This window comes from Ligilactobacillus sp. 110_WCHN (assembly GCF_030518115.1).
In the GTDB taxonomy this organism is placed as follows: Bacteria; Bacillota; Bacilli; order Lactobacillales; family Lactobacillaceae; genus Ligilactobacillus; species Ligilactobacillus aviarius_C.
Window position 1 is genome coordinate 1 of sequence record NZ_JAULLI010000004.1, and the last position, 24,972, is coordinate 24,972.

Consider the following 24,972-nt stretch of genomic DNA (forward strand, 5'->3'; position numbering starts at 1 on the left):
TTCATATCAATATCTTCTAACAGACAACATCTGATATTTTATCATGCAATCAGAAGATGTCAAGAACTTTTTTCTTAACAAAATCAATTGCCGACTTTTAATAGTTTATCAAAAAAATAAACATTGTCAAGAAGCGATAAGATCAAATCTCAACAACGTTTATTATATTATCTGAATTTATTCTAAAGGTCAAGAACTTTTTTTATTTTCCATTTTTTATATCTTCCAAAGCATCCTCAACCCAACCATCTAATCGCTCGGCGATTGGCTTAAATCCTTCTTCAACATGCCGATTACTCCAGTATTTTTTATACCGATGAGTGATTTCATCACGATTATATTTAAAATTAAATGGCTGTTCCAAGCACCGTAATGACAATGATATCTTTCCCGTATACTCATCAATATCAACAATCATTACCTTAACCATCTGACCAACTTTTAAATAATCGCTGACATCTGAAATAAAACCATGCTTTAACTCGGAAATATGAATCAACCCTTGAGTATTGTCATCCAATAAAACAAATGCTCCATAGGGTTGAATTCCAGTCACTCTTCCTGTCAGAACCATTCCAATTCGATAATCCATAACTATTCCTCAATTGTGATGTCTTCAATAACTACATCTTTTTCAGGCTTATCTCCAGGAAGGGTTTTTACATTTGCAATCTTATCAAGAACATCCCAACCTGAAATTAAATGACCGAAGACCGTGTGCCGGTGATCTAACCATGGGGTCCCACCTTCACGGTACTTTTCAATAATTTCATCCGGATAACTTGCAGCCTTCATTTCCTTGATCATCATCGGATCAAGATTTTCATTTTGAACAATAAAGAATTGACTTCCATTTGTTCCAGGGCCAGCATTGGCCATTGACAATGCTCCTCTTAAGTTAAAGGCTTGATTTGAAAATTCATCTTCAAATGGCTTTTCCCAGATACTGTTACCCCCCATTCCAGTTCCAGTTGGATCACCACCCTGGATCATAAAATCTTTAATGACCCGGTGAAACATTACCCCATCATAGTAGCCTTTTTTTGACAATCCAACGAAATTTTCAACTGCTTTCGGTGCAATTTCAGGAAAAAGTTGGAATTGCATCTCACCATAGTTTGTCTTGATCGTTGCCTTTGGTCCCTTTTCATTTTCAAGGTTCAACTGTGGATAATTCAATATGGACATCTCCTTCAAATTTTTCTAATATGTAGTATAACAAACTTAGAGAACAATTAAAGATGGATGGTGAGGATTTTGGAAAATGAAATTTACGACATTACAATCGTTGGCGCAGGTCCCGTCGGATTATTCACAGCAACATATGCATTAATGCGTCAGGCTAAAACTCAAGTTATTGAAAGTCTTTCTGAAGTTGGTGGCCAAGTGACTGCTTTATTTCCCGCAAAACAAATTTACGACATTCCTGGATACTTTAAAATTTCTGGAACTGATTTAATTTCAAACTTAAAAGAACAAACTGATTTCTTTAAGCCTGAAATTCACCTTAACGAAACCGTTGAAAAATTTGAAAAAGATGACGATGGAATTTTCCATATCCAAACGAATAAACGGACAACCCTTTCACGATCAATTATTCTTGCAACCGGAGTCGGCGCATTTGAACCGCGAAAACTTAAAGTTGAAAATGCCGCTGACTTTGAAAACGCTTCGCTCTTTTACAGTGTGCCTGACATCTTGATGTTTAAAGACAAAAGCGTAGTTATTGCCGGAGGTGGCGATTCAGCCGCCGACTGGACGATTGAACTAAGTAAAGTCGCTAAAAAAGTTACGCTTGTTCACCGGCGTGATCAATTCCGCGCCCTTGAAAGTTCAATCAGTAAAATCAAAGAACTCGCAAATGTTGAAATCTTAACTCCATATATGATCGATGGGCTCGAACATCAAGGTAACCAAACGCAAATTCGACTTAAGCGTTCACGGACAAAAGACGAATATCAAACGCTTCTTGCCGATGCATTGATTGTAAACTACGGTTTTAAAACGGACACTTCGGTTCAAAAAAAGTGGAATCTTGAAACGGCTCATAATCAAATTAAAGTTGACAGTACCCAGCAAACATCGATCAAGGGCGTTTATGCAATTGGTGATAACGCATATCAAGAAGGTTGCGTTGATTTAATTGCTTGTGGGTTTGGCCAAGCACCGGTCGCAATCAACCATGCCCTTGAAACAATTTATCCTGAAAAACGGCAGCCAACTCACAGTACTCAGCTAATGAAAAACTTTAACGTTGAATAAACTTAATTGTCATCCCTCCATTAAAAAGGTATACTTCTAGTATCACTAAAATTTTTGGAGGGATATTTTGCATTTAATTTCACAATTTATTGATTTTGTTTTACATATTGATTCACACCTTGTTGCCATCGTAAATCAATTTGGTGATTGGACATACTTAATTTTATTCGGAATTATCTTTATTGAAACTGGTGCAGTAATTCTCCCATTTCTTCCCGGAGATTCGCTGCTTTTTGCTGCAAGCGCTCTTGCAGCAAACCCGGAATATCACCTTAACATCTGGACATTCGTAATTTTATTCTTAATCGCTCCAATTGCAGGTGATTCGTTAAACTTTACGATTGGAAAAACAATTGGAAAACGCCTTACGAAGAATTCGTTTTTTGGCCGTTTCATTAAGGAAGACGATCTCAATCGAACCGAAGCCTTCTTTGAAAAACACGGCGGGATCGCAATTTCACTTGCCCGTTTCATGCCGATTATCCGAACATTTGCCCCATTTGTTGCTGGCGGAAGTGGAATGAAATATTCAACTTTTATTCGGTACAATGTCTTAGGTGCGATTGGCTGGGTCATCCTTTGTTGTGGTGGCGGCTACTTCTTCGGTAACTTCCCATTTGTAAAGGAACATTTCTCATTGATCGTGATTGCAGTCATTGTTGTGTCGGTTTTACCAGCAATTTTCAGTGCAATCAAAGCAAAATTATCAAAAAAGAAAGCCTAACAAAAAAGCAAGATGTTTGTTCATCTTGCTTTTTTTAATTCATGTTTACCATACCAAATTAGACCTAACCCCGCTAAAATCCAAATTAAAAATACTAAAAGAAAACACGCTTCAAAAAAGCTTTCTGGAAGAGCTTTAATAATTGGATCGGTTTGCGGGTTAAAGATCCAATCTCGATTTCGAAATAAGGCCTCATGAAACAAAATAAAAATCCGATCGAAGGCAATCACTAAAATAAATACAAATGTCCCTAATAAAGTCAGTCCCATCTTAACGGGTAAAATCAACTGCCACATCTGATGCTCTCTTACGCGGTTCCTAATTACGATTTCCGCTAAAATTCCAAAAATAATCAAAACGACATTATTAAATTCAATCAACTGTTTAACATTTGCAAAATGAGTCAATCCCTTTGAAGACGAAGGAAGACTTGTTTGCCAATGATGAATCCATCCACATTGAAGGTAATTAATTAAATGACGATAATTGATCATCAATTCATGATTGCTCAATCCTACGAGCCGTCCGAGGTGATCACGCACGACAAAGAAATGATATAATCCCGTAAAATTAACTGTTATAAAAATTGAAAGAGATATAACTGCAATTCCAATCACAATCATATCTCTTAGTAAAATCAAATTATTTTTCTTCATCAGATACTTGCCATTCATCTAACGAATCGATTTGATAAGTTGGTTGGGTCTTTTCACGGGCGACTTCTTCCTTGGTTGATAACCCAGTGTAAACGATAATTGTATCCATTCCAAAGTTGATTCCTGCCATAATATCCGTCCGGTAATTATCGCCAACCATCGCAACCTGATCCTCCGGAAGATTCATCTTTTCAAGCGCTTTTTCCATAATAATATTTTCAGGTTTCCCAACATATGTTGCCTTTTGTTGGGTAGCATATTCAATACATGCAACGATTGAGCCGGCACTTGGAATCATTCCCCGTTCACTTGGTAAATTTGAATCTGGGTTTGTCCCAATAAATTTTGCCCCATTCCGAACTGCAAGGGTTGCAAGTTCAAGTTTATGGTACGTAACATCAGTATCTAAACCAACGACAACATAGTCAGGATCCTGTTCATTAAACCGAAATCCCCGATCCAATAAGGCTTGTTGTAATCCTAATTGGCCAACTGCATAAACCTGCCGTTTGTGTTCGTCTAAATCAGCAATATAATCTGCCGTTGCAAGCGCAGAAGTATATACATTTCCCTTTTTGACATGGATATCATAGTTTTTACTTAAATTTTCAACAATCTGTTCTGGGGTCCGGGTACTATTATTTGTTACAAATAAGAATGGAATTTCGAACTTTTGCAACCGTTCAATAAACCGTTTAGCTGCCGGAATCCGTTCTTTTCCCCGATAAATTGTTCCGTCTAAATCAATCATGTATCCTTTGTATAATTTATTTGGCATTTTGATCTCTCCGCTTATTATTAGTATTATTTTTCTTCTTTCGAATTACAAAGTGACGGCTCCCCTGACGGCGATTCTTGGACTTAACCGTTTGAATCTTAGGTTTCCGATTATTATAATTCGACTTTTTATCTGAACGTTTATGATTTGTATTTGCTCGTGATCGTGAGTTTTTCCGTCGTCTTTTTTTGTGAGCTGCTGGAGCCGGAAAGCTATCATGAACCTCACAATTCTTTAAAATAAAATACGCACAACCAAAATTACAATATTCATATAGATAATCTTGCAAATGACTGATCTTTTGAGATGGTTGAACCTTACGCTTATCATCGTAAAATCCGCGTAACCGCAACTGATCATACCCCATATCACCGACAATATAATCAAACTTGGTTAAAATTGGGCTGAAACGTTCACGTAACTTATCAACCTGAAAACCTTCATGATAATTTTCAACCAATTGATACTTGCGCCCATCAATGATCACATCCGTATCATTTGGTGTAACGACCGTACTTGCATATTCTTCAATTGCCTTAGCTTTTTTTGCAAGCTGCTCTTCCATTTTTTCACGCCGTTTTTCGTTCACAATCTCACCTCCAACTTAAACTCTTCTTTTAAAATTATACACTAAAATGAATAACTAACAAAAAAGCCGTGGCACCTGCCACAACTTTTTCAAAATTATTGATTTTCTTTTACCCACGCGTTGATTTCATCAAGAAAACCGTTAAATTCTTTTTTATCCTTCAATGATGGAAAATCACCCAACAAGATTTGAGATGCTTGATGAGCCTGATCGCCCTTTTTCTGAACCATTAAAATTGCTTTGCGTGATTTTTCAAATACAAATAATTCACGCGGCAAATTCAGCAATCCTTGCAAATAACCATTCTTCTGAATCATCTTCAAGAGTGGTTGGGCTTCCTTAGTTTCAAAAATTCCACTTGGAACAACAAAAAGTCCCCAGCCGTTTTCGGCGAGCTTTTCAACTCCACGCTCAATCAATAAATAATGAGCAAATGAATGACCTTCCACAGCATGCGTCTCAAACTGCGCTGCACGATCGTCAAGCGGATAATATCCGACTGGCAGATCACTAACCACCAGATCAACTTGCGGAAGCATTAAATTATCCAGTGCATCCTGATGGAACAGCTCAACATTGCTGATTCGTTGGAGAGCAAGGGAAACATCTGCAATTGCTAATAACGTATCGTCATTATCGACCCCATACGCTTTTAAACTTTGATTTCCGAGAGACTTTAAATTGTTTAAAATTACAGCAAGCAAATTCCCCGTTCCAACTGTCAGATCTAACACCGAGTTTAATTTTTCTTTTGAGGTTATTTTTTCAATCAGAAAAGTTATCAAATATCCAATTGAATCCGGCGTCATTTGATGATTAGGCTGAACTCGTTCTTTTTTATATGACCCCAATAATAATAATTGGATAACTTGACGAATCTCTTCTGAAGAAAATTCACTCAAGTCTAAATGCCGGTATAACTTTTCCAACTCAGCAACCGTTGAAGCGTCAATTTCTTCCTTCCCATTAATCTGATTTTCAAGCAGGTCGCTTAACGCCTCAATCAATGCGTCAAAGTATGAAAGATCAAGTTGTTTTTGGAAAATTTCGATAATTTGACTCAGTGTTTGGTATGCTTGTTCAATATCTTTTAACTCCACGCTTTAACCCTCACGTTCTAATCAATATTCGTGTAACAGTTTAACGAGTTCCAATTCTGATTGCAAGCATTACTTAAAAGGTTCGAATGAATATCGATTTCCGTTTTTCAACGTAATTTCATACCGCTGTTCATGAAAACGGACTTTTCCAGTGTTAAACTTTAATTCCTGATTATCCTGAAGGTGATGAGTTTGCGCCATGTTTCGCATTGTTTGGGCTTCCTTTAAATTGATCTCTGAACGGTAAAAGCTCAAGTGGTTATTAAAAAATTCAAGTTGTCCCAAAAACAACGCACTAAAAAAGATTAAAAATAAAATTCCGCTTGCAAACAATGATCCCCTAACTTTAGTTTTCATTACTTTTCCTCTGCATTACAACTTTTCGATGATATTGATGGTTATGGACTTTGACCCAGATTTCCAAAAACGGCTCTGAATAACGGTAACGAAATCCATCAATATTCATCATTAATGGCATAAATCCCTGGCCATTTATTCCCTGTAAAATTAAATTTCGACGATTTTTTTTAAGCAAGTAATCATTATGCTGGGTTTGACAGTATAATACCGGCGTTCCATTATTTTGGCTTTCTTTCCATTGAAAACGCATTTGTTCTGATTCGAGCGTTGAAATTAATTTTTCCCATTGAATGCGTTCCTTACTTCCAAAATTCGAATTCAACTGCCGGTGAATTCCATAAACACTGCCACTGATCAGCAATAATCCCAAACTTGAAATGATTAACGCAATGATAACTTCAACCAATGAAAACGCCTTAATTCTATTTTTCAACATTGATTTGATACTCTCCCGCATCCGAATGAACTTTGATCTGGTTTAACGGCTTTCCCTGATTGATTCGCGATACGCTTTGCTGAAAAGCCTCTTGAACCTGAAGATTTTTTAAATACAATTCATCTTCATTTTTCATAAAACATGACTGGTTAAAGTAAAATGTTGCAATTGCCAATGAAATCAAGGTCAATCCAATAATCGCATCGCTAATCAAAAAGGCTGAAACTTTACCACTGCTGTTTGGTAACACGGTATACCCCTCCAAAGCTAAGTTCAAAAATTAAATTATATGAATAATGTCCTTTCTTTGAAACAAGCGGAATCGTTGTCGGACGGGTCACGCCTGAAGGTGAAATATAAACACTTTCAGCTCCGTATTTAATTAATGTTGGCGGATAATCTAGTTTCTCCGTTTTTCGCCCGACTAGAATTTGAACATCTTCCTTTCCAAAAAATGCACGCACAATTTGATGATGTTCTTTTCCTTGCATCGCCGCCTTATCAAGCTTACTTGTCAAATTCTGCATAAATTGTTCTTCTTTGAATTGAGCCGAACTTCGGGGTGCAAAGTAAAAACTTAATAATAAAAACAAGAAAGCTAATGCGAGAACGATGGTTGTTTCAAGTAACGTAAAGCCCCTACTTTTCATTTAAAACATCTTGAACCGTAATCTTTTGATCAGCTAATTTCTTTGCTTGCTGGTTCGTCAAGTAATGATCCGTTACCAGCATATTCGTCGTTAACGCTGAAGCCTCAGTATTGGGATGCTCCGACAAATATAGTTGGACCTGCGTTCGAAGTTCCGTTCGCATTGCATTTGAATTAACGTTGACCGCATTTTTACGTTGATGATTAATATTTGGAATAATAATTAAGATCAATAAACTGATAATAAATAAAACGATTGCCATTTCGATTAAAGTAAATCCTTTTACTTTCTTAACCTTGCTCATTAAGAAATCCCTCCTAAATTTGAATAAATTGGAATCAAAATTGACAGATAAATTCCGACAATGATGATTGCGATTATTAAAAATGCGATTGGCTGAATCAGATTAATTAATCGATCAACCTTCTTCAGTAATCTTTGATACATTGTATTGGCATAAATTAACAGATCTTCACTCAACTCTGCATTCGTCTGACCTTTATTTAAAAAGATATTTAATTCTGATGGAATAAATGCATAATGCTTAATAAATGTTTTGATTTCTCTGCCTGAAAGCAAATGCTGATTTAACCTCTCACCAAGTTGATAAAGTAACGTTTGCGGTTCAAACCGTAATAAAAAATTACAGATTTCATGAAATCCAAGGCCGCTTTTTAAAAGTAATGCCAAATTAAAAGATAGATAGTAATAAGCATAGCAGCGGTAAACATTTCCGATTAACGGCAACCGACTTAACCATTGATGCCGGGCAATTGCTGGCTGCTTTTTCAGCCAGTAAATTCCATATAACAAATAGATAATGATGATCAATCCCAACACCATTCCGCCAATTTTGCCACCGTCGATAAGCCATTGAGTGATTCCAGGAGATTGTTTTCCTTGTTCACTTAATGCCGTAATTGTCGGGCGCAACCATGTTAATAAAACCGTGATCATCATTATTAACAGTCCAAATAGAATACACGGATAAAATAAAGCTGCCCGGATCTTTTCACGCTGCTCGACCCGTTGCCGCATGTATTTCCCCAACTGCGAAACGCTCAATTCCAACTGACCGTGGCTTTCTGCAAGCATCAGTTGGTAGTAGATTTTTGAATTCAAAAACTGCTGAATACTTTCACTAAACGTTTTTCCGCTTTCTAGCTGTGCCAATGCCATCTCAAAATCGTTTTTTTGTACAGGATACAGGATTGCGAGGTTAATTAAACATTGTTTTAGTGAAAAACCACTTCGAAGCATGTCGGCAAGAGTTTCAAAAAATTCTGCTTGGATTTTTAATTTCCACTTTCGATTGTTGTTTATTTTTTTACCCATAAAGGTACCTTTCATAATCCTGATGTGTAATTTCTTGACGCTGGTAAATTTCCTTAAGATTTTGTTCCCATTCTGGAGTCATTCCGCGTTGCTCTAAAATCTCATAAGGGTCATTTTTCCGTAAATCCAGCTGATCAAATAATACTTTCGTTTCATGGCTGGTTGTTGGAATCAATCGCTGATAGTTAATTAACTGCAACGTTTGTTCAAGGTCTGTTAATGATATTTCAAGATTACATAACCGGGATACAACGCCATAACAGTTTGCAGCGTGGACGGTACTCAAAACTAAATGGCCACTCAATGCCGCTTGAATTGCAATTTTAGCAGTTTCCTGATCGCGAATTTCGCCAATAATTAAAATGTTCGGATGGTGCCGCAATGCAACCTTAATTAAATCTTGATAGGCCATTCCCGCCTTTTCATTTACCTGCAATTGCAAAATATCGGGATAAAAAATTTCAATTGGATCTTCAATGCTTAAGATCTGCTGATCGCCAAATTGCTCTGCAAGCTTATACATTGAAGTGGTCTTTCCTGAACCTGTTGGCCCTGAAAAAATAACTAAACCGCGCCGCCGGCATGCCGTCTTGATCACTTGCCACTGATCAGGAACAAAGTATCGCTGATGGGTAAGCTGCGCGATTGCATAAATTAACCGAACAACCAAACTTTCACTTCCCTGAAAATCACCGACACTTGATAACCGACAATCAACCACTGTCCTTTGAGATGAATACCGCCAAGCTCCCAGTTGCGGTCGTCGATGCTCACTGATATTCATATGCGCTTGAAATTTAAGGTAATTGATACATTCCAATGCAACCGTCGTTTTTAATTTTTGATAGCGAACATCCAACCCATCAACGTTAAAGTTAATTAGATATCCATCCCGGTGCGGTAAAAAATAAATATCACTCGCATGGCGCTGAATTGCATCATTCAGGACCTTAAGCACAATTTGCTGACTTTCCATTTACGATACACCTCCTTTCACTTATAAATACGCTAAAAGGAGATTTTTTTATAAAAAAACGAGGAAGTTCTAAACTTCCTCGTGATTGATAATTAGTTTTATTTAGTTTATTTTTCAACTTCTAAAGCAGCTTTAACCTGCGCTTCAGTTGGAATTGAAGGAATTGCGCCAACCTTTTGAACGGCAATTGAAGAAGCCTTGCTTGCGTAAATAATCGATTCTTCAAGATTACTGAAATCTTTGTTTAACCGTGAAACCAACGCTCCAAGGAACGTATCGCCCGCCGCAGTTGTATCAATTGCATGAACCTTGAAGGCCTTTACCAATTTTTCTTCCGTTGCAGTCTTAAAGTATGCTCCTTTACCGCCTAACGTGATAATTACATTTTTGGCACCTAACTCTTGAAGCCGGGTAGCAGCTTCATGCGCAGTGATTTGGTCAACAACCTTGATCTCCGTTAAAATTTCTGCTTCCGTTTCATTTGGCGTGATCAAATCAACGTTTTGCAATAATTCAGGATCAACATTCTTATGTGCAGGAGCAGGGTTCAAGACGGTTACAACTCCAGCTTCCTTCGCAATCTTGAACGCATGCGTTGCTTGATCAAATGGAGTTTCAAATTGAGTAACGATAAAATCAGACGATTGAATCATTTCACGGGCATTTTCAATATCTGCATCCTTGATTTCCTGATTAGCACCGCCATAAATAATAATACTATTTTCGCCGCTTTCTTGAAGCATAATAAAGGCTTGACCTGTTCCCTTGCTTGAAACGGTAACCTGTTCAGTATTAATTCCGGCATCCTTTAGGAAACTAAGCATCATTCGGCCATTCTCATCATCACCGATTTTACCGATAAATGAAGTTGCTGCTCCTGACCGGGCTGCTGAAATGGCTTGATTAGCTCCTTTGCCGCCGCCAGCACTCCGTTGGTCAGTCATTGCTAAAGTTTCACCGGGTTGCGGCAACCGGGGGATCTGAAGAATCGTATCAACGTTTAAACTTCCTAAAACAGTAACTTTGTTCAAAGTTATTTCCTCGCTTTTCCATTTAATTCTAAGTTATCAGTTAAAAATAAACTATCCTTTAATAAGAAAAAGCCGGACCAATTCCGACTTTCCATTTTCATATTAATCTTCGTCAGGGAATTCAGCTGTCGTGAAGACTTCTGAAACATCATCTTCGTCTTCAAGCTTGTCGATCAACCGTTGAAGTTGTTCAACCTTGTTAGCTGGAACTTCCGTTGTTGTTGTTGGTACCATTGTTAATTCAGCGGTATCTAAATCATAATCTTTTTGAAGTGCATCCCGAACACTGTCAAAGTCTTTTGGATCAGTATAGATTTCAAAGACTTCATCAGAAGTTTGAACGTCATCTGCACCTGCTTCGATTGCTGCTAATTCCATTGTATCTTCGTCAACATCTAAATCTTCACGTGAGATTGCAATGTAACCTTTCCGATTAAACATGAAACTAACTGAACCGGATTCACCTAAATTACCGCCATTACGGTTAAAGTCACCACGAACTGCTGAAGCTGTCCGATTCCGGTTATCAGTCAAGGCATGTACCAAAACAGCAACCCCCGCTGGGCCATAACCTTCATATGTGATTTCTTCGTAGTCTGCACCGCCAGCACCCGTTGCTTTATCAATCGCACGCTTGATGTTATCCTTCGGCATGTTAGCAGAACGAGCTTTATCCATAACTAGCCGTAATTGTGGGTTTCCGTCTGGATCAGGACCACCTGCCTTAGCAGCCATGTAAATTTCTCGTGAGATTTTTTGGAAAATTTTTCCACGCTTTGCATCCTGGGCGTTTTTCCGTCCTTGGATATTATGCCATTTTGAATGTCCTGACATTTCGAATACCTCTTTCCAGTTTTAGAATTTGACAATTACAGTCATCTTAGATGATACCAAAAAAGTTGCCACTTATCAATATCAATTAGCGAGTTGACCCGCGTTTAATGAATCCATATTGAAGTTCGATCGTCTTGTCTAAGTCTTCGTCTTCCTTATTCATCATCTTCGTTAGGCACCGCATTGCAACCGCACCAATATCGTAAAGTGGTTGGGTAATTGATGACAATTTTGGCCGAACGATTTGAGTTAATTTCGAATCATTTCCAGTGATCACTTCAAATTCAGTTGGAATTTGAGCACCGGCATCAACCGCACCGTTCAAAACCCCCGTTGCCAATTCATCATCGGCAACAAATGCAGCATCCGCGTGGGCAGCGGATAAAGCTGGCCATAACGTTTCGCCGGCCCGGTAACTGTCGTTTGTTTCAAAAACAAGATCCTGATCAAATTCGATTCCGTTCTCAGCAAGGGCTTCTTTATATCCCTTTAACCGGTATTCGCTATTGATTGGGTAATTCAGCGGTCCTGAAACAAATGCAACCCGTTTATCGCCATGCGCAAGCAAATTATTGACGGCTTCTTTAACAGCCTTTACGTAATCTACATGCACACTTACAAATTCATTTTTATGATCGATCGATCCGGCAAGGACAACCGGCGTCTTTGAACGCTTGATTTGTTCACGCAATTTTTCAGTCAAATGGGTTCCCATGTAAATAATTCCGTCAACCTGTTTAGCAAGTAATGTATTAAATACTTGGATTTCCTTTTCTTCATTTCCATCGGAGTTTGCAAGGATAATATTGTACTTGTACATTGTTGCAACGTCATCGATTCCACGCGCTAATGATGAGAAGTAGACATTCGTTACATCTGGAATAATAACCCCGACCGTTGTTGTCTTCTTACTTGCAAGTCCCCGTGCAACCGCATTTGGACGGTAATCAAGTTCATCAATGACTTCCATGACTTTTTTCCGGGTTCCCGGTTTAACATTCGGATTTCCGTTTACAACCCGTGAAACGGTTGCCATTGAAACGCCGGCCTTTTTTGCAACATCATAAATTGTAATTGATTGTTTTTCCATAACTGAATCCCTTCATTTAGTATTGTATATTTTCATTTTCAATAATCCATATATAAATCTATCAAGTTTTCATAAGAAATGCAAGCGTTTCATTTAATATTAAACCGTGGATTTGATTCCCCTCTTAGGGATTATTTTCTCCCTGAGATTTTCATTAATAACTCCTCGATTTTCTGAAAATAAGTTTAATTAAAATTTATCTTTCTTTTTTCTCATCAGATTCTTATTTTAGGCTTAAACTATGGTATACTTAAACTAATTTAAGATGAAAGGATGAGTTAAATGTCACATATTGATACTGTTCAACAATGGCTTGCTCAAAATAACTATGATATTGCGTATATCAGCAACTATAAAACAATTGCCTACTTCACCGGCTTTGAAAGTGATCCGATCGAACGGACCCTCGCCCTCTTCATTTTCCCGGATCATGAACCATTTATTTTTGCTCCTGCGCTTGAAGTCGGCTCTGTTAAGGAAGCTGGATGGAAATATCCGGTTTATGGATACCTTGATCACGAAGATCCATATGCGCTGATCAAAAATCACATTGATAAAATCAATCCTAATCCAGAAAAGTGGGCCATTGAAAAGGAAAACTTGACCGTTGAACGTTTTGAAGAAATTCAAAAACAGTATCCGAATGCTCAATTCGAAGGTGACTTAACTCCCCTTATTCAACACGAAAAGCTTTTCAAAACTCCTGAAGAAATTGAAAAATTGAACCAAGCCGGCAAATGGGCGGACTATGCATTCGAAGTTGGGTTCAACGCTTTACAAATGGGCCGAACTGAACAAGATATCGTTGCTGAAATCGAATATGCCTTGATGAAAAAAGGCATTATGCAAATGAGCTTTGACACCATTGTTCAAAGCGGGGCCAATGCAGCTGATCCCCATGGTGCTCCGAAAAAGGAAAAACTCCAACCAAACAAACTTTGCTTATTTGATCTGGGTGTGATGTATCAAAGCTTTGCTTCAGATGCTTCCCGGACAGTTGCCTTTGGAAAAATCGATGATCAACAACAAGAAATTTACAAGGTTTGCCTTGAAGCTCAATTAAAAGCTCAAGATGCCGCTAAACCTGGGGTGACCGCCGAAGAACTTGACCATATTGCCCGGAAAGTTATTAGTGATGCCGGTTATGGCGAATATTTCATTCATCGATTAGGTCACGGTCTCGGCCAAAGCGACCACGAATTTCCATCAATTATGGAAGGTAACAAGATGGAACTCCAACCTGGAATGTGCTTCTCAATTGAACCCGGAATCTATATTCCAGGCTTCGCAGGGGTCCGGATCGAAGATTGTGTCCACATTACCGAAAACGGCTGTGAACCGTTCACCCATACTTCAAAGAAATTAAAAGTTATTCCATTAAACTAAAGTAATAAAAAAAAGCTGGATTTAAAATCCAGCTTTTTTATTTATCTTCATTTTATAATTGAGGTTCGTTATTGTCATCTAAGCTCTTTTCGGGTTCTTCCCATCCTTCTGGGAAAAATGTGACCGTCTTTAATTCGTCTTCTTCACCGAAGTTCGGATCGTCAATGAAAATATCATCTTGCATTACTTCATCATGATCTTCAAATGGTCGTTCAATATCTTCTTTACTATCTTGAATGTAAGTCTTCAAATCTGAAGTTGCTTGTTTCAATGAAGAAAATGCGTCTGAAACAACTGATTCATCTTTTAAATGATTGAAACGATCAGAAATACTTTGCTTAAAGTTATTGATCGTATCCCGATTTTCGTCAAGGTAATCGTGGGCATACTTATCATACTTTACAGCTGTATCGCGTAAATTAAGCAATGTTTCGTCAATCTTCATTGCAATCCGATCTTTTTGTGATTCGGTTAACTTTTTCGAAATCACAAAAGCTGAAGCGGCTGCAGCACCTAAACCTAATAAAAAGCTCTTTTTCATTATAAGCTCCTCCATTCTTTTTCCAATTAATCAAACACTATTTCTTATCTTTTTTTTGACTTGGCTTTGCTAATTGCGTTGAATGCATGCTTGCCAACACTAAATAACGTTGAGGCCTGTTTCATCTTTGAAGTATCCTTAGCGGTTGCTGCAATTTTACTTGCCATCCCGCGACTTGCTTCATTTAAGTCAGAAACACTTTCACTTAAATCAACAATCGTATCGAATAACGGTTCTACCTTTTGTGATTTTTCATTAATATCCGCCATTAACGTATTGGTCTTATCTAATAACTGTTCGACTTGATCTGAAATATTATCAGCATCTTTTGTAAGTGAACTCATTGATTTTGTAAGTTGTGAAACCGTCTTTACAAGTCGTGATAATACCCGACACATAAACACAACTAAGACAAGGAATGCAATTGCGGCAATTATTCCAGCTAATTGTCCAAATGTCATTGTCACGCCTATCCCTCCTGTCCTAATAACTACGGTTTTAGAATAGCATTTAATAGGTTAAACCGCAATCATTATTAAATTGCCTAATAACGTTATTATACCAAATTTATCCGAAAAACGGACAGTTCTTTGATATAATACAAGCAGTTATTTAATTTTTGAAGGAGGAAATTTCGTGAACCACTTTATTCTAACTACAACTGCCGTAAGTGCCGTAAAGAATTCAAAGATTGCAAAAGAACCCGGCATTTGGATGCGGTTCATCGAAAAAATCAATTGGGATAAAATCATTTCGCTTGTGATCTCAAAAGCGATCATCTTAGTCTTGATCTGCTTTGCATTTGTGGTGATCAATTCGCTTGGTAAAAAATTGATTCGCAAATTGATCCTCCACACCACGAAAAAGGAAAAGAAAAACAGCTACATTGCTGATGGGCGGATTCGAACGATCTACACCCTTGTGAATAATATTTTTCACTACACAATGCTGTTCTTCTTGATTTACGCGTTATTATCCCTCTTTGGAATTCCGGTTGGAACGTTGATCGCTGGTGCTGGAATTGCGAGTGTTGCCCTTGGACTTGGAGCCAAAGGATTCGTTACGGACGTTGTGAACGGCTTTTTCATTTTACTTGAACAACAATTTGTGGTCGGGGATTCCGTTAAAATTGCCGGAATTGAAGGAACGGTCCACGCAATCGGGTTGCGAACAACTCAGCTGATCAGCAGCGATGGAACGCTTCATTTCATTCCTAACCGCGAAATCACAACGGTTGCTAATATGTCCCGCAACCCAATGCGGGCCGTTATCAACATTCGGATTCAACCGCAAACTGATATTCAAAAAATGACAACGATCATTGAACAGGTCAATCAAAAGCTTGACCCTGATGATAATCAAGACATCGTCAGCGGGCCGACTGTTCAAGGTCCGGTTGACGTTGGTAAAGGCGAATTAGTTTATCGCGTAGTCATCATTGCCAAGAACGGAGCCCAAGCAATTATTCAACGTGAATTCTTGCATGCTTACCTTGAAGCACTCACGAAGGCTGGAATTAAGGTTCCAACAAGTCCAATTGAATTATCAGCGGACCAAAAATAATGAAGGTGTGACAAAACATTAAAAACGAGCGTGGTGGAAGCAGAAAAACGAACGAATCGCGCCAGCATAGATTCGGAGATTTTCGAACTTCACTAGCTTCGCGTCGTAGCTCGTTTGTTTTGGAACCCGATTATGCAGATATAGCAAAGAGGCTGCGACTTATGTCACAACCTCTATTTTTTATTCACGTTTTTCAATTTGATACTGATGATCTAACTCATGAACCATATAATTGACCGCCTTCATGATCTCCCGGCGAGTAATAATTCCCTGAAAAACATTTTGCTGGTCAGTAACCACCAAAAATGGCTGGTCCACAAGCAGATGCAACAGCTCTTCAACACTTTCTGTATTCGTAACCGTTGGGACATCGCGTTGCATAACGTCCGCAACTGTTTGCTCGCTTAATCCAGTTGGATCAATTCCGTTTAATCCCAGCATTGAATCAGTAATCATTGCAAGTGAAATCAATCCCTTAAAATGCTGTTCATTATCTAAAACCGGAATTTTGGAATACCGTACTTTTGTCAAAACTAAAAAGGCATGGTTCAATGGATTACTTTCAAAAACATTTGCGACCTTATCCGCCGAAATCAGAAAATGTTCTCGTTGATTTTCAATTAGCGTTTCAGCTGCATTTGCAATCATCGCGTTTCTCCCTTCCACTCCTCTTTCTTTTATTTTACATGATTTTTCGTAACAATTACGAATTTTGTGAGGAAAAAATAAGAAACAGTTTTTACAAAAAAGGAGACGGAATCCAATTCCGTCTCCTTTTAATTTCAATTAACGATTATTTATTTAACCGTTCGTCTAATTCTTTTGTTTTTTCTTCATAACCTGGACGGCCTAAGAGAGCAAACATGTTTTGCTTGTATTCTTCAACTCCTGGTTGGTTGAATGGGTTAACCCCGTTCAAGTAACCTGAAATTGCAACGGCAATTTCGAAGAAGTACATTAAGTAACCTAATGTATATTCTGTTTGGTCAGGAATGTTGATAAGCATTTCTGGAACACCACCATCAGTGTGAGCAACGACAACCCCTTCACAAGCTTTCTTGTTAGCGTCGTCCATTGTCTTACCCTTCAAGTAGTTCAAGCCATCAAGATTCTTGTCATCCATTGGAACATCAATGTTGTGGTTTGGCTTTTCAACATTGATAACTGTTTCCATCAAAGCACGACGGCCTTCTTGGATGTATTGACCTAATGAGTGCAAGTCAGTTGTAAAGTTAGCTGATGATGGGTAAATGCCCTTGCCATCTTTACCTTCTGATTCGCCCATTAATTGCTTCCACCATTCTGTGAAGTACATCAATGATGGTTCGTAGTTTTCAAGTAATTCAATGTTGTAGCCCTTGCGGAATAAGATATTACGTAAAGCAGCGTATTGGTAAGCTTCGTTCTTTGATAAATCTGGATCTGAGTATGCTTCACGAGCATCTGCAGCACCCTTCATTAATTGATCAATGTCAACACCTGAAGCAGCGATTGGTAACAAACCAACTGGTGTTAATACTGAGAACCGACCACCAATGTCATCAGGAATGATGAATTCTTCATAACCTTCGTCGTCAGCTAATGTCTTCAATGCACCCCGAGCACGGTCTGTTGTTGCGTAGATCCGTTCACGAGCGCCTTCCTTACCATACTTTTCTTCCAACTTTTGTTTGAAGATCCGGAATGCCATGGCTGGTTCCAAAGTTGTTCCAGATTTTGAAATAACGTTAACTGAGAAGTCACGGTCGCCAATAACTTCTAATAAGTCATATAAGTATGATGATGAAAGTGAATCGCCGGCAAAGAAAATTTGAGGAGCATTACGTTTGTCAGCGCCAATTAAGTTGTAGAAGTTGTGGTTTAAGAATTCAATTGCAGCCCGAGCACCTAAGTATGAACCACCAATTCCTAAAACAACCAATACTTCTGAATCTGATTGAATCTTCTTAGCAGCTTTTTTGATTCGTTCGAATTCATCCTTATCGTAATCAACAGGTAAATTCAACCAACCTAAAAAGTCATTTCCTGCGCCTGTACCTTGACGCAATTCTTCATCTGCAGCATTAACCATTGCTTGCATTTGTCCAAGTTCATAGTCGTTAACGAACTTGCTTAAGTTTGAGCTATCAAATTTAATGTGAGCCATCGTAATATCTCCTTTTCCTAAAAATTATTACGCTTACATTATACAATATTTTTCACCGAATGACACAGAAAAAACACGATAAATTATTATTTATGCTTATAAATCCTTAAAAATAAATGATTTGATTTCAAAATCTTCTTTAATTAATTCCAAAAAAGACTGCAACCAAATTTGGCGCAGCCTTTCGATTATTTCCTATTTAAGAATTCCTAGTAAGAATCCACCTAAAATAACCATTAATGATCCAATCACAACGTAAACCCATTCACGCTTCGTCTTCTTTTCACCCAAGAAGAAGATTGAACCAAATGTTGAAATTACGATTCCCATTTGTGAGAATGAGAAACTGATTGCCAATCCAACCATTGTTGTGGCTTCAAACATGAACAGATTCCCTGTTCCCCATACTAAACCGGTAAGAATATTTTTGTAAGTTTCCTTCTTAAATGCGTTCTTTCCAAGCGCAAACATTGAAGCTCCTAAAACCATTCCGATGGCTTGCGGCAAAACCATCGCCCGGGTATCAACATTGGCCCAGTGAACAACAACGGTATAGCCTAAGTAGCCAAGCGTTGATAAGATCAATGCCCGAGCCCCGCCGTTCCAGTCTTCACTGACCCGCTCAGCATTTACGGCAGCATTCTTTTTATCATGTAAGGCAGTCAATGTTGCCCCAATAACAAGAATGATCAAGGCAAGTGAACCAATTGATAATTGACGCTTCGTTGTCCATTCATGGAACAAAATTACGCCGGCTAAAGCGTTCGTTACCAATTGAGCTCCAGTTGAAATTGGAATTGCTTTTGAAACCCCAATCGATTTCATTGCATGGAACTGTTGATTTTGTCCTAAACTCCAGAATAATCCTGAAATCAACCCAACGATCCATAATTTCCATGTACAGTTGGCCATAAAGTATCCCCAGCTGCACAGCGTCATCATAATTGCGAATAACAAGGCACCCCAAGTCATTCCAAGAGTTTGTTGGTTAGCAGTTCCTCCCAACTTTCCACTAATTAATCCAATACTCCCCCATGCTAATGCGGGAATTAAGGCAATTAACATTGTAAAAATTCCTTCCTTCTAAATGTAATCTCTTCCAGTCAGTATTTACCCAATATACACGAGTTTTAATTTTCACGCAAGGGCTTTCAAGAATTAAATATTCACTAAATCTCAAAATTCACTTAACTAAATAGTTCAATCTGGGGTATTATGTAATAAGTATGATGAGGAGAGTTAGGTATTTTTCCTATCTCTCCTCTTTATCCATTTTTAAATCTAAATTTGTATATTTGGTTTAAATTCAAAGGAAAGGACGCTTTAATCGTGCGTTTTAAAAAGTTTCATCAATTTTTAAACACTCGATGGGGTTATTTCACGTTACTTGCCTCACTATTTTGGCTAAAAACAATTTTAGTTTACCTCATTGATTTCCGTTTAGGTGTCAAAGGAATATATGAATACTTTGTTTTACTGATCAACCCGATTGCAACCACGTTGCTTCTGCTTGGATTGGCTCTTTACGTTAAACGGGGAGTTCCCGCGTATATATTCATGACGTTAATTGACATTGCCAACACCGCGTTGCTGATGTTCAACGTTATTTATTACCGTGAATTTACTGACTTTATGACGATCAATGTCATCCTCGGTTATTCTTCCGTTTCTGAAGGATTGAGTACAAGTTCGCTTGCCCTCCTGAAGCCGCAGGATCTGATCATTGTAGCCGATTTAATTTTGATTGCAATTGGATTTATCACCCGTTTCTTAAAGGTTGATCCTAATCCAATTCCGAAAAAGCAGGCCGTCGCAATGACTTCATTTTCAGTTTTCATGTTACTTTTTAACATTGTATTAGGTGAAATCAGCCGGCCGCAATTGCTTACCCGGACATTTGACCGTGAATACCTGGTTAAGTTTCTTGGGCTAGACTCATTTACTGTATATGATGCCATTAAAACAGCAAAGAACAATCACGCGCGCAATAGCGCCACGAGTTCAGATTTAAATAAGATTCTAGAATTCAATAAGGAAAACTATGCCAAACCAAATCCAAAAATGTTTGGGATTGCCAAAGGGAAAAACGTTATTATTATTCACCTGGAAAGTTTCCAACAATTCTTGATCAACTATAAATTGAACGGTCAAGAAGTTACCCCGTTCTTAAATAGTTTATATAACAGCAAGCAGTTTTATAGCTTCGCCAACTTCTTTAACCAAGTTGGTCAAGGAAAAACGTCTGACGCTGAAAACATGTTGGAAACCGGGACGTTTGGTTTACCACAAGGTTCCCTCTTCTCGGCAATTGGAACTGGAAATACCTTTGAGGCTGCTCCGGCAATCTTAAACCAAACTGAAGGATATACAAGTGCTGTTTTCCATGGAAACAACGGCTCATTCTGGAACCGAGACAACGTATACAAGAACATGGGTTACCAATATTTCTTTGATTCAAGTTATTACAACACTAATTCAAATAACTTAACTGAATATGGATTAAAGGATAAATTGATTTTCCATGATTCGATCAAATATCTTGAACATTTGCAACAGCCGTTCTATGTAAAATACATTACGCTGTCAAACCACTTCCCGTTCACGATCGACCAAAAGAATCAATCGATTCAACCGGCCAATACGGGAGATGCCTCAGTTAATAATTACTTTGTAACGGCCCATTATTTGGATCAAGCGTTGCAACAGTTCTTCGATTATCTGCATAAATCAGGATTGTACGATAATTCAGTGATCGTCCTTTATGGTGACCACTATGGAATTTCAGATACCCGGAACTTGAAGCTTGCCCCATTACTTGGAAAATCAGCTTCAACCTGGAACAACTTTGACAATGCGCAAATGCAGCGGGTTCCGTTAATGATCCACATTCCAGGTGATAATAATGGTGGCGTCCAATATCAATACGGTGGTGAAATTGATTTCTTGCCAACACTGCTTCACCTTCTTGGAATCAATACACAAAAGTACATTCAATTCGGAACGGACCTGTTCTCACCGCAACATAATCAAGTAGTTGCATTCCGGAATGATAACTTTGTAACACCAAAGTATACAGTCGTTGGAAATACAATTTACGAAAACAGTACCGGTGATGTGATCACGCATCCATCTGAAAGCGTCAAGAAACAAATCGCTAAGGATCGAAAACATGTCAATGAACAGTTGACCTTATCAGACTCATTGAATAACAAGAATCTTTTACGGTATTATGTTCCAAAAGGATTCAAACCGGTTGATCCAAAAGATTATAACTACCATAATGACTTTGCTAAGGTTTTAGCACGTGAAGCTCAGCTTGGAAACAAATCAGATAGTCTGTGGACGTTGAACCATGATAAGACAACGATCAACGATTACAATAGTGATGCTCCTGAACTTCAAACAACAGATAAGAACACGCCAAACGTTGAAAGTGCCGACTCATCTGCTTCGAAGTACTTCAGTAAAATGCACGAGTATACTGGATTAATGTCGAAGATCGAACAGGGCCAAGGATTAGATTCTTCTTCATCTTCAACATCGAATTCATCAAACTAAAAAAGAAAATCGGATTGGAAAAGTCCCAATCCGGTTTTTTGATATCAAAAAAGACCTCAGGAATCATCCTGAGGTCTTTTATTAGACCTTTTCACCTTTTTGCAGCTTAGCCGCCATTTCATTGATTTTTCGCAGCCGGTGATTAACCCCCGACTTTGAAATCGGGCCGCCGGGAACAAGTTCTCCGAGTTCTTTCAAACTTAATTCTGGGTGAGCCACCCGAACATATGCAACTTCCCGAAGCTTATCAGGCAACTTATCAAGGCCCAAATGTTCATCCAGGTACTTAATATTTTCAATCTGCCGGTTGGCTGCATCCGCAACTTTATTCAAATTTGCGGTTTCACAGTTAACGATTCGGTTAACTGAATTACGCATATCGCGAACGATTCGAATATCTTCAAACTTCAGCATTGAATTGGTTGCTCCAATCAATGAAAGAAAGTCCGCGATCTTTTCGGCTTCCTTCAAATAAGTAATATACCCGCTGCGCCGCTCAGTTTTCCGCGCATTCAAATGATACCGATTCATCATTTCACAGATCGTATCATTATGCTCTTCATAAAGCGAATAAATTTCTAAATGGTAACGCCCAGTCTCCGGGTTATTAACCGATCCGGTCGCCAAGAAGGCTCCCCGTAAGTATGAGCGCACCTTCAAATCATTATCAAGAAATTTAACCGGAACCGTTTGTTTGATTTGAAATCCATCTAAAATATTCAAATCATTCAAAACACGTTCACTATTGTTACGCAGCTTAACAATGTATAAATTGTTCTTTTTAAGTTTCATTTTTCGCCGAACGATCAATTCACTTTCAATTTGATAAAATTGTTTCAACAGTGAATAAATTCGCCGGGCCGTTGCCGGATTTTCCGTTTGAACAGCTAACACAAAATGGTGATTTTCAATGCTCAATGATCCGTTCATCCGAATCAAAGCCATTAATTCAGCTTTACCGTTCCCCTCTTCATGAATCTCAAGTGTTGTGAGTTCCTTTTTTACATCACTTGCGTAGGACAAATGAAATCATCCTTTCTAATTAATCCATGAATTTGGTCGCCCGATCAGTTGCATTAACTCTTCAACCACCTGCGTTCCATTGTGGAATACCCCATGATCGCGCAGTTCAAGGAAATTATCCGAAATTACCCGGCATCCCTGAGCACGCAATCCTTTGAAGTCATGTTTAACTTGATCCAAATATTCGTCATACTTTTGCCGGTCCATGTAATTTTGCGGCACTGGTTCCGTATTGACTAAAACCGTATTAATAAAATTATGGTGCAAATGATCATGCAATACGCGAACGTGCTGCGCATCCGTAAAGTGTTCGGTCTCACCCTTCTGCGTCATGATATTGCAAATGTAAACAACTTCAGCCTTGCTTTTAAGAACCGCTTCACCGACATTACTAATCATCAAATTCGGCAAGATACTTGTAAAAAGACTTCCTGGTCCTAAGACGATTTGATCAGCATTCAAAATTGCATCGATCACTTCAGGAACGGCTTGCGGTTCAGTATCATCAATGGCAGTGACCCAAACCTTTTCAATTGTCTTTCCAGCCGCTGAAATTTCAGACTCGCCGGCTAAGTGCGTTCCATCCTTAAACTTAGCATTCAATGTTAACGGCGTATTTGACGCCGGATAAACATGCCCATCAACTTGCATCATCTTTGAAAGTTGCTGAACAGCTTCAAAGATATCGTCATTGTCCATTTCGGATAACGCCGCAATAATCAAATTTCCAATCGCATGTCCTGAAAAAAATTGATCATCCGTTTTAAACCGATATTGAAAAATCTTTTTGTATAACTCGGGAACGTCTGACAATGCAACCATTGCATTGCGAATATCTCCCGGTGGAACCACGTTAATGTAGTTCCGAATCACTCCCGAAGAACCGCCGTCGTCCGCAACGGTTACAACCGCGGTAATATCGACATCTTTTTTACGCAATCCCTTTAAAATTACTGGTAGACCGGTCCCCCCGCCAATCATTACAATTTTTGGTTTTACCTTACTCATGAGCGGTTTACAGTCTCCTTTCTGCGATTAACATCCCGATGAGCGATCGTTACGTGATAGTCCTTTTTTAGAAATTCACCCGTACGGCGAGCTAAAGCAACTGAACGGTGTTGACCGCCAGTACAGCCAATGGCAATGACAACATTAGTCTTGCCTTCTTTAATGTATCCCGGAATGACGGTTTGCAATAGTGCTTCAAAATGGTTCACAAATTCCGTTGTCTTATCAGAATTCATAACATAGTCATAAACTTCTTGATCAAGACCGGTCTTGTCCCGAAGTTCAGGAACATAATATGGATTTGGTAAGAAACGAACGTCCATTACAATATCCGCATCAATTGGCAATCCATATTTAAACCCAAATGACATTACATCAATGTGGAATGGATACTGGCCTTCATCCGTTTGAAAACTGTGAAAAATTTCTTCCCGTAACTGCCGCGGCGAAAGTTTGCTTGTATCAACGACCAACTGCGCCTGGGTTTTAATTCCTGAAAGCAATTCCCGTTCCCGCCGGATGCCGTCTAACGGCCGGCTATCGCGTGATAACGGATGTGAGCGCCGGGTTTCCTTATACCGCGCAACCAATTCTTCGTTGGAAGCATCGAGGAATAAGATCCGAATATCAATTCCTAAATTGTGCTTTAATTCTGATAAAACCTCATTGATCTCATCATAAAAATTCCGGGCCCGCAAATCGATTACAAGAGCCACCTTATGGATTTTCCCGGTTTCCTTGATCAGTTCCCAGAATTTAGGAAGCAATTCAGGGGGCATGTTATCAACACAAAAATACCCCAAATCTTCGAAACTTTGCATTGCAACTGTTTTACCAGCCCCGCTCATTCCCGTAACAATTACCAGTTCATCTGATTCGCTCATCATGATTTCCTCCCTTGTTCATTCACCACAATCCTTAATTTA

Annotated in this window: 29 protein-coding genes; 5 read left to right on the plus strand and 24 right to left on the minus strand. The window is 38.6% G+C overall.

Going from position 1 to position 24,972, the window contains the following annotated elements:
* Positions 1–202: 202 nt before the first annotated feature.
* Complete coding sequence (locus Q3C15_RS02130; protein WP_064215337.1) at positions 203–592, minus strand: CvfD/Ygs/GSP13 family RNA-binding post-transcriptional regulator; 390 nt, start codon at positions 590–592, stop codon at positions 203–205.
* Positions 593–594: 2 nt separating this feature from the next.
* Positions 595–1,179 carry a peptidylprolyl isomerase gene (locus Q3C15_RS02135; protein ID WP_283601343.1) on the minus strand — a complete coding sequence of 195 codons (585 nt, stop codon included), beginning with the start codon at positions 1,177–1,179 and terminating at the stop codon, positions 595–597.
* A gap of 75 nt (positions 1,180–1,254) precedes the next feature.
* Here Q3C15_RS02135 and Q3C15_RS02140 point away from each other — a divergent pair, with 75 nt between their 5' ends.
* Together Q3C15_RS02140 and Q3C15_RS02145 are read left to right on the plus strand one after the other, a co-directional pair.
* The gene (locus tag Q3C15_RS02140; protein ID WP_283601344.1) at positions 1,255–2,262 is read left to right on the plus strand and encodes an NAD(P)/FAD-dependent oxidoreductase; all 1,008 of its coding nucleotides are present in this window, start codon (positions 1,255–1,257) and stop codon (positions 2,260–2,262) included.
* A 76-nt stretch (positions 2,263–2,338) separates the two neighbouring features.
* A complete protein-coding gene (locus Q3C15_RS02145) occupies positions 2,339–2,986 on the plus strand; it encodes a DedA family protein (RefSeq protein WP_302703935.1) in 648 nt (215 codons plus the stop codon).
* A 20-nt stretch (positions 2,987–3,006) separates the two neighbouring features.
* Here the strand turns inward: Q3C15_RS02145 and Q3C15_RS02150 are convergent, their stop codons facing one another.
* The 14 genes from Q3C15_RS02150 to ccpA form a co-directional block, all read right to left on the minus strand.
* Positions 3,007–3,642: a TIGR01906 family membrane protein gene (locus Q3C15_RS02150; RefSeq protein WP_302703825.1), complete on the minus strand. Its 636-nt coding sequence runs from the start codon at positions 3,640–3,642 to the stop codon at positions 3,007–3,009.
* The gene (locus tag Q3C15_RS02155) at positions 3,629–4,420 is read right to left on the minus strand and encodes a TIGR01457 family HAD-type hydrolase (RefSeq protein WP_302703827.1); all 792 of its coding nucleotides are present in this window, start codon (positions 4,418–4,420) and stop codon (positions 3,629–3,631) included. The genes Q3C15_RS02150 and Q3C15_RS02155 overlap by 14 nt, the downstream gene beginning before the upstream one ends.
* On the minus strand, positions 4,410–5,009 hold the full coding sequence (locus Q3C15_RS02160) for a YutD family protein (protein ID WP_064208524.1): 600 nt from the start codon (positions 5,007–5,009) through the stop codon (positions 4,410–4,412). The genes Q3C15_RS02155 and Q3C15_RS02160 overlap by 11 nt, the downstream gene beginning before the upstream one ends.
* Positions 5,010–5,104: 95 nt before the next feature.
* On the minus strand, positions 5,105–6,109 hold the full coding sequence (locus Q3C15_RS02165) for a class I SAM-dependent methyltransferase (RefSeq protein WP_302703831.1): 1,005 nt from the start codon (positions 6,107–6,109) through the stop codon (positions 5,105–5,107).
* 69 nt (positions 6,110–6,178) lie between these two features.
* Positions 6,179–6,466: a hypothetical protein gene (locus Q3C15_RS02170; protein ID WP_283573253.1), complete on the minus strand. Its 288-nt coding sequence runs from the start codon at positions 6,464–6,466 to the stop codon at positions 6,179–6,181.
* The gene (locus Q3C15_RS02175) at positions 6,456–6,905 is read right to left on the minus strand and encodes a competence type IV pilus minor pilin ComGF (protein WP_204779020.1); all 450 of its coding nucleotides are present in this window, start codon (positions 6,903–6,905) and stop codon (positions 6,456–6,458) included. The genes Q3C15_RS02170 and Q3C15_RS02175 overlap by 11 nt, the downstream gene beginning before the upstream one ends.
* Positions 6,892–7,155 (minus strand): hypothetical protein, encoded by a 264-nt coding sequence (locus Q3C15_RS02180; RefSeq protein WP_064208521.1) that lies wholly within the window; start codon positions 7,153–7,155, stop codon positions 6,892–6,894. Before Q3C15_RS02180 ends, Q3C15_RS02175 begins: the two co-directional genes overlap by 14 nt.
* Positions 7,133–7,555 carry a hypothetical protein gene (locus Q3C15_RS02185; RefSeq protein ID WP_204779019.1) on the minus strand — a complete coding sequence of 141 codons (423 nt, stop codon included), beginning with the start codon at positions 7,553–7,555 and terminating at the stop codon, positions 7,133–7,135. The genes Q3C15_RS02180 and Q3C15_RS02185 overlap by 23 nt, the downstream gene beginning before the upstream one ends.
* Positions 7,545–7,859, minus strand: coding sequence for a prepilin-type N-terminal cleavage/methylation domain-containing protein (locus Q3C15_RS02190; protein ID WP_302703832.1), 315 nt, complete (start codon positions 7,857–7,859; stop codon positions 7,545–7,547). Before Q3C15_RS02190 ends, Q3C15_RS02185 begins: the two co-directional genes overlap by 11 nt.
* Entirely contained in the window at positions 7,859–8,890 is a 1,032-nt protein-coding gene (comGB, locus tag Q3C15_RS02195) for a competence type IV pilus assembly protein ComGB (RefSeq protein ID WP_302703833.1), read from the minus strand. Before comGB ends, Q3C15_RS02190 begins: the two co-directional genes overlap by 1 nt.
* Positions 8,883–9,866 carry a competence type IV pilus ATPase ComGA gene (gene comGA, locus Q3C15_RS02200; protein WP_278852656.1) on the minus strand — a complete coding sequence of 328 codons (984 nt, stop codon included), beginning with the start codon at positions 9,864–9,866 and terminating at the stop codon, positions 8,883–8,885. The genes comGB and comGA overlap by 8 nt, the downstream gene beginning before the upstream one ends.
* A gap of 107 nt (positions 9,867–9,973) precedes the next feature.
* Entirely contained in the window at positions 9,974–10,897 is a 924-nt protein-coding gene (gene rbsK, locus Q3C15_RS02205) for a ribokinase (RefSeq protein ID WP_302703834.1), read from the minus strand.
* 102 nt (positions 10,898–10,999) lie between these two features.
* Positions 11,000–11,731 (minus strand): YebC/PmpR family DNA-binding transcriptional regulator, encoded by a 732-nt coding sequence (locus Q3C15_RS02210; RefSeq protein WP_057826895.1) that lies wholly within the window; start codon positions 11,729–11,731, stop codon positions 11,000–11,002.
* An 85-nt stretch (positions 11,732–11,816) separates the two neighbouring features.
* Positions 11,817–12,821: a catabolite control protein A gene (gene ccpA, locus Q3C15_RS02215; protein WP_064215136.1), complete on the minus strand. Its 1,005-nt coding sequence runs from the start codon at positions 12,819–12,821 to the stop codon at positions 11,817–11,819.
* A gap of 282 nt (positions 12,822–13,103) precedes the next feature.
* On the opposite strand from ccpA, the gene Q3C15_RS02220 reads away from it, so the two are divergent.
* Positions 13,104–14,207 carry a Xaa-Pro peptidase family protein gene (locus Q3C15_RS02220; protein WP_302703836.1) on the plus strand — a complete coding sequence of 368 codons (1,104 nt, stop codon included), beginning with the start codon at positions 13,104–13,106 and terminating at the stop codon, positions 14,205–14,207.
* 52 nt (positions 14,208–14,259) lie between these two features.
* Here Q3C15_RS02220 and Q3C15_RS02225 read toward each other — a convergent pair whose 3' ends face one another.
* Positions 14,260–14,748 carry a hypothetical protein gene (locus Q3C15_RS02225; RefSeq protein WP_283573258.1) on the minus strand — a complete coding sequence of 163 codons (489 nt, stop codon included), beginning with the start codon at positions 14,746–14,748 and terminating at the stop codon, positions 14,260–14,262.
* A 44-nt stretch (positions 14,749–14,792) separates the two neighbouring features.
* Positions 14,793–15,209, minus strand: coding sequence for a DUF948 domain-containing protein (locus Q3C15_RS02230; RefSeq protein ID WP_302703937.1), 417 nt, complete (start codon positions 15,207–15,209; stop codon positions 14,793–14,795).
* Positions 15,210–15,462: 253 nt separating this feature from the next.
* Between Q3C15_RS02230 and Q3C15_RS02235 the strand changes: the two genes are divergently transcribed.
* Positions 15,463–16,311 carry a mechanosensitive ion channel family protein gene (locus tag Q3C15_RS02235; protein WP_302703938.1) on the plus strand — a complete coding sequence of 283 codons (849 nt, stop codon included), beginning with the start codon at positions 15,463–15,465 and terminating at the stop codon, positions 16,309–16,311.
* A gap of 180 nt (positions 16,312–16,491) precedes the next feature.
* Here Q3C15_RS02235 and cbpB read toward each other — a convergent pair whose 3' ends face one another.
* The 3 genes from cbpB to Q3C15_RS02250 all read right to left on the minus strand — a co-directional run bounded on the left by cbpB (position 16,492) and on the right by Q3C15_RS02250 (position 19,522).
* Complete coding sequence (gene cbpB / locus Q3C15_RS02240) at positions 16,492–16,959, minus strand: cyclic-di-AMP-binding protein CbpB (RefSeq protein WP_057826889.1); 468 nt, start codon at positions 16,957–16,959, stop codon at positions 16,492–16,494.
* Positions 16,960–17,104: 145 nt separating this feature from the next.
* Positions 17,105–18,457: a glucose-6-phosphate isomerase gene (locus Q3C15_RS02245; protein ID WP_064208511.1), complete on the minus strand. Its 1,353-nt coding sequence runs from the start codon at positions 18,455–18,457 to the stop codon at positions 17,105–17,107.
* Between the two features lie 195 nt (positions 18,458–18,652).
* Complete coding sequence (locus Q3C15_RS02250) at positions 18,653–19,522, minus strand: GRP family sugar transporter (RefSeq protein ID WP_302703838.1); 870 nt, start codon at positions 19,520–19,522, stop codon at positions 18,653–18,655.
* A gap of 264 nt (positions 19,523–19,786) precedes the next feature.
* On the opposite strand from Q3C15_RS02250, the gene Q3C15_RS02255 reads away from it, so the two are divergent.
* Complete coding sequence (locus Q3C15_RS02255) at positions 19,787–22,015, plus strand: LTA synthase family protein (RefSeq protein WP_302703839.1); 2,229 nt, start codon at positions 19,787–19,789, stop codon at positions 22,013–22,015.
* Between the two features lie 81 nt (positions 22,016–22,096).
* Here Q3C15_RS02255 and whiA read toward each other — a convergent pair whose 3' ends face one another.
* From whiA to rapZ, 3 genes are read right to left on the minus strand one after another with little or no spacing between them, the layout of a single operon-like run.
* Positions 22,097–23,038 carry a DNA-binding protein WhiA gene (whiA, locus tag Q3C15_RS02260; RefSeq protein ID WP_057826885.1) on the minus strand — a complete coding sequence of 314 codons (942 nt, stop codon included), beginning with the start codon at positions 23,036–23,038 and terminating at the stop codon, positions 22,097–22,099.
* Between the two features lie 15 nt (positions 23,039–23,053).
* A complete protein-coding gene (gene yvcK / locus Q3C15_RS02265; RefSeq protein WP_064208508.1) occupies positions 23,054–24,046 on the minus strand; it encodes a YvcK family protein in 993 nt (330 codons plus the stop codon).
* Positions 24,043–24,930: an RNase adapter RapZ gene (gene rapZ, locus Q3C15_RS02270; protein WP_064215144.1), complete on the minus strand. Its 888-nt coding sequence runs from the start codon at positions 24,928–24,930 to the stop codon at positions 24,043–24,045. The genes yvcK and rapZ overlap by 4 nt, the downstream gene beginning before the upstream one ends.
* Between the last annotated feature and the right edge of the window lie 42 nt (positions 24,931–24,972).

What these genes read in the sequence shown, in the direction of transcription:
- Q3C15_RS02245 (WP_064208511.1), bottom strand. Translation starts at nt 18,457, where the DNA reads ATGGCTCACATTAAATTTGATAGCTCAAACTTAAGCAAGTTCGTTAAC.
- rapZ (WP_064215144.1), bottom strand. Translation starts at nt 24,930, where the DNA reads ATGAGCGAATCAGATGAACTGGTAATTGTTACGGGAATGAGCGGGGCT.
- Q3C15_RS02175 (WP_204779020.1), bottom strand. Translation starts at nt 6,905, where the DNA reads ATGTTGAAAAATAGAATTAAGGCGTTTTCATTGGTTGAAGTTATCATT.
- Q3C15_RS02185 (WP_204779019.1), bottom strand. Translation starts at nt 7,555, where the DNA reads ATGAAAAGTAGGGGCTTTACGTTACTTGAAACAACCATCGTTCTCGCA.
- Q3C15_RS02190 (WP_302703832.1), bottom strand. Translation starts at nt 7,859, where the DNA reads ATGAGCAAGGTTAAGAAAGTAAAAGGATTTACTTTAATCGAAATGGCA.
- cbpB (WP_057826889.1), bottom strand. Translation starts at nt 16,959, where the DNA reads ATGATTGCAAATGCAGCTGAAACGCTAATTGAAAATCAACGAGAACAT.
- yvcK (WP_064208508.1), bottom strand. Translation starts at nt 24,046, where the DNA reads ATGAGTAAGGTAAAACCAAAAATTGTAATGATTGGCGGGGGGACCGGT.
- comGA (WP_278852656.1), bottom strand. Translation starts at nt 9,866, where the DNA reads ATGGAAAGTCAGCAAATTGTGCTTAAGGTCCTGAATGATGCAATTCAG.
- Q3C15_RS02220 (WP_302703836.1), top strand. Translation starts at nt 13,104, where the DNA reads ATGTCACATATTGATACTGTTCAACAATGGCTTGCTCAAAATAACTAT.
- Q3C15_RS02225 (WP_283573258.1), bottom strand. Translation starts at nt 14,748, where the DNA reads ATGAAAAAGAGCTTTTTATTAGGTTTAGGTGCTGCAGCCGCTTCAGCT.
- Q3C15_RS02155 (WP_302703827.1), bottom strand. Translation starts at nt 4,420, where the DNA reads ATGCCAAATAAATTATACAAAGGATACATGATTGATTTAGACGGAACA.
- Q3C15_RS02230 (WP_302703937.1), bottom strand. Translation starts at nt 15,209, where the DNA reads ATGACATTTGGACAATTAGCTGGAATAATTGCCGCAATTGCATTCCTT.
- Q3C15_RS02250 (WP_302703838.1), bottom strand. Translation starts at nt 19,522, where the DNA reads ATGTTAATTGCCTTAATTCCCGCATTAGCATGGGGGAGTATTGGATTA.
- comGB (WP_302703833.1), bottom strand. Translation starts at nt 8,890, where the DNA reads ATGGGTAAAAAAATAAACAACAATCGAAAGTGGAAATTAAAAATCCAA.
- ccpA (WP_064215136.1), bottom strand. Translation starts at nt 12,821, where the DNA reads ATGGAAAAACAATCAATTACAATTTATGATGTTGCAAAAAAGGCCGGC.
- Q3C15_RS02235 (WP_302703938.1), top strand. Translation starts at nt 15,463, where the DNA reads ATGCGGTTCATCGAAAAAATCAATTGGGATAAAATCATTTCGCTTGTG.
- Q3C15_RS02210 (WP_057826895.1), bottom strand. Translation starts at nt 11,731, where the DNA reads ATGTCAGGACATTCAAAATGGCATAATATCCAAGGACGGAAAAACGCC.
- Q3C15_RS02130 (WP_064215337.1), bottom strand. Translation starts at nt 592, where the DNA reads ATGGATTATCGAATTGGAATGGTTCTGACAGGAAGAGTGACTGGAATT.
- Q3C15_RS02170 (WP_283573253.1), bottom strand. Translation starts at nt 6,466, where the DNA reads ATGAAAACTAAAGTTAGGGGATCATTGTTTGCAAGCGGAATTTTATTT.
- Q3C15_RS02150 (WP_302703825.1), bottom strand. Translation starts at nt 3,642, where the DNA reads ATGAAGAAAAATAATTTGATTTTACTAAGAGATATGATTGTGATTGGA.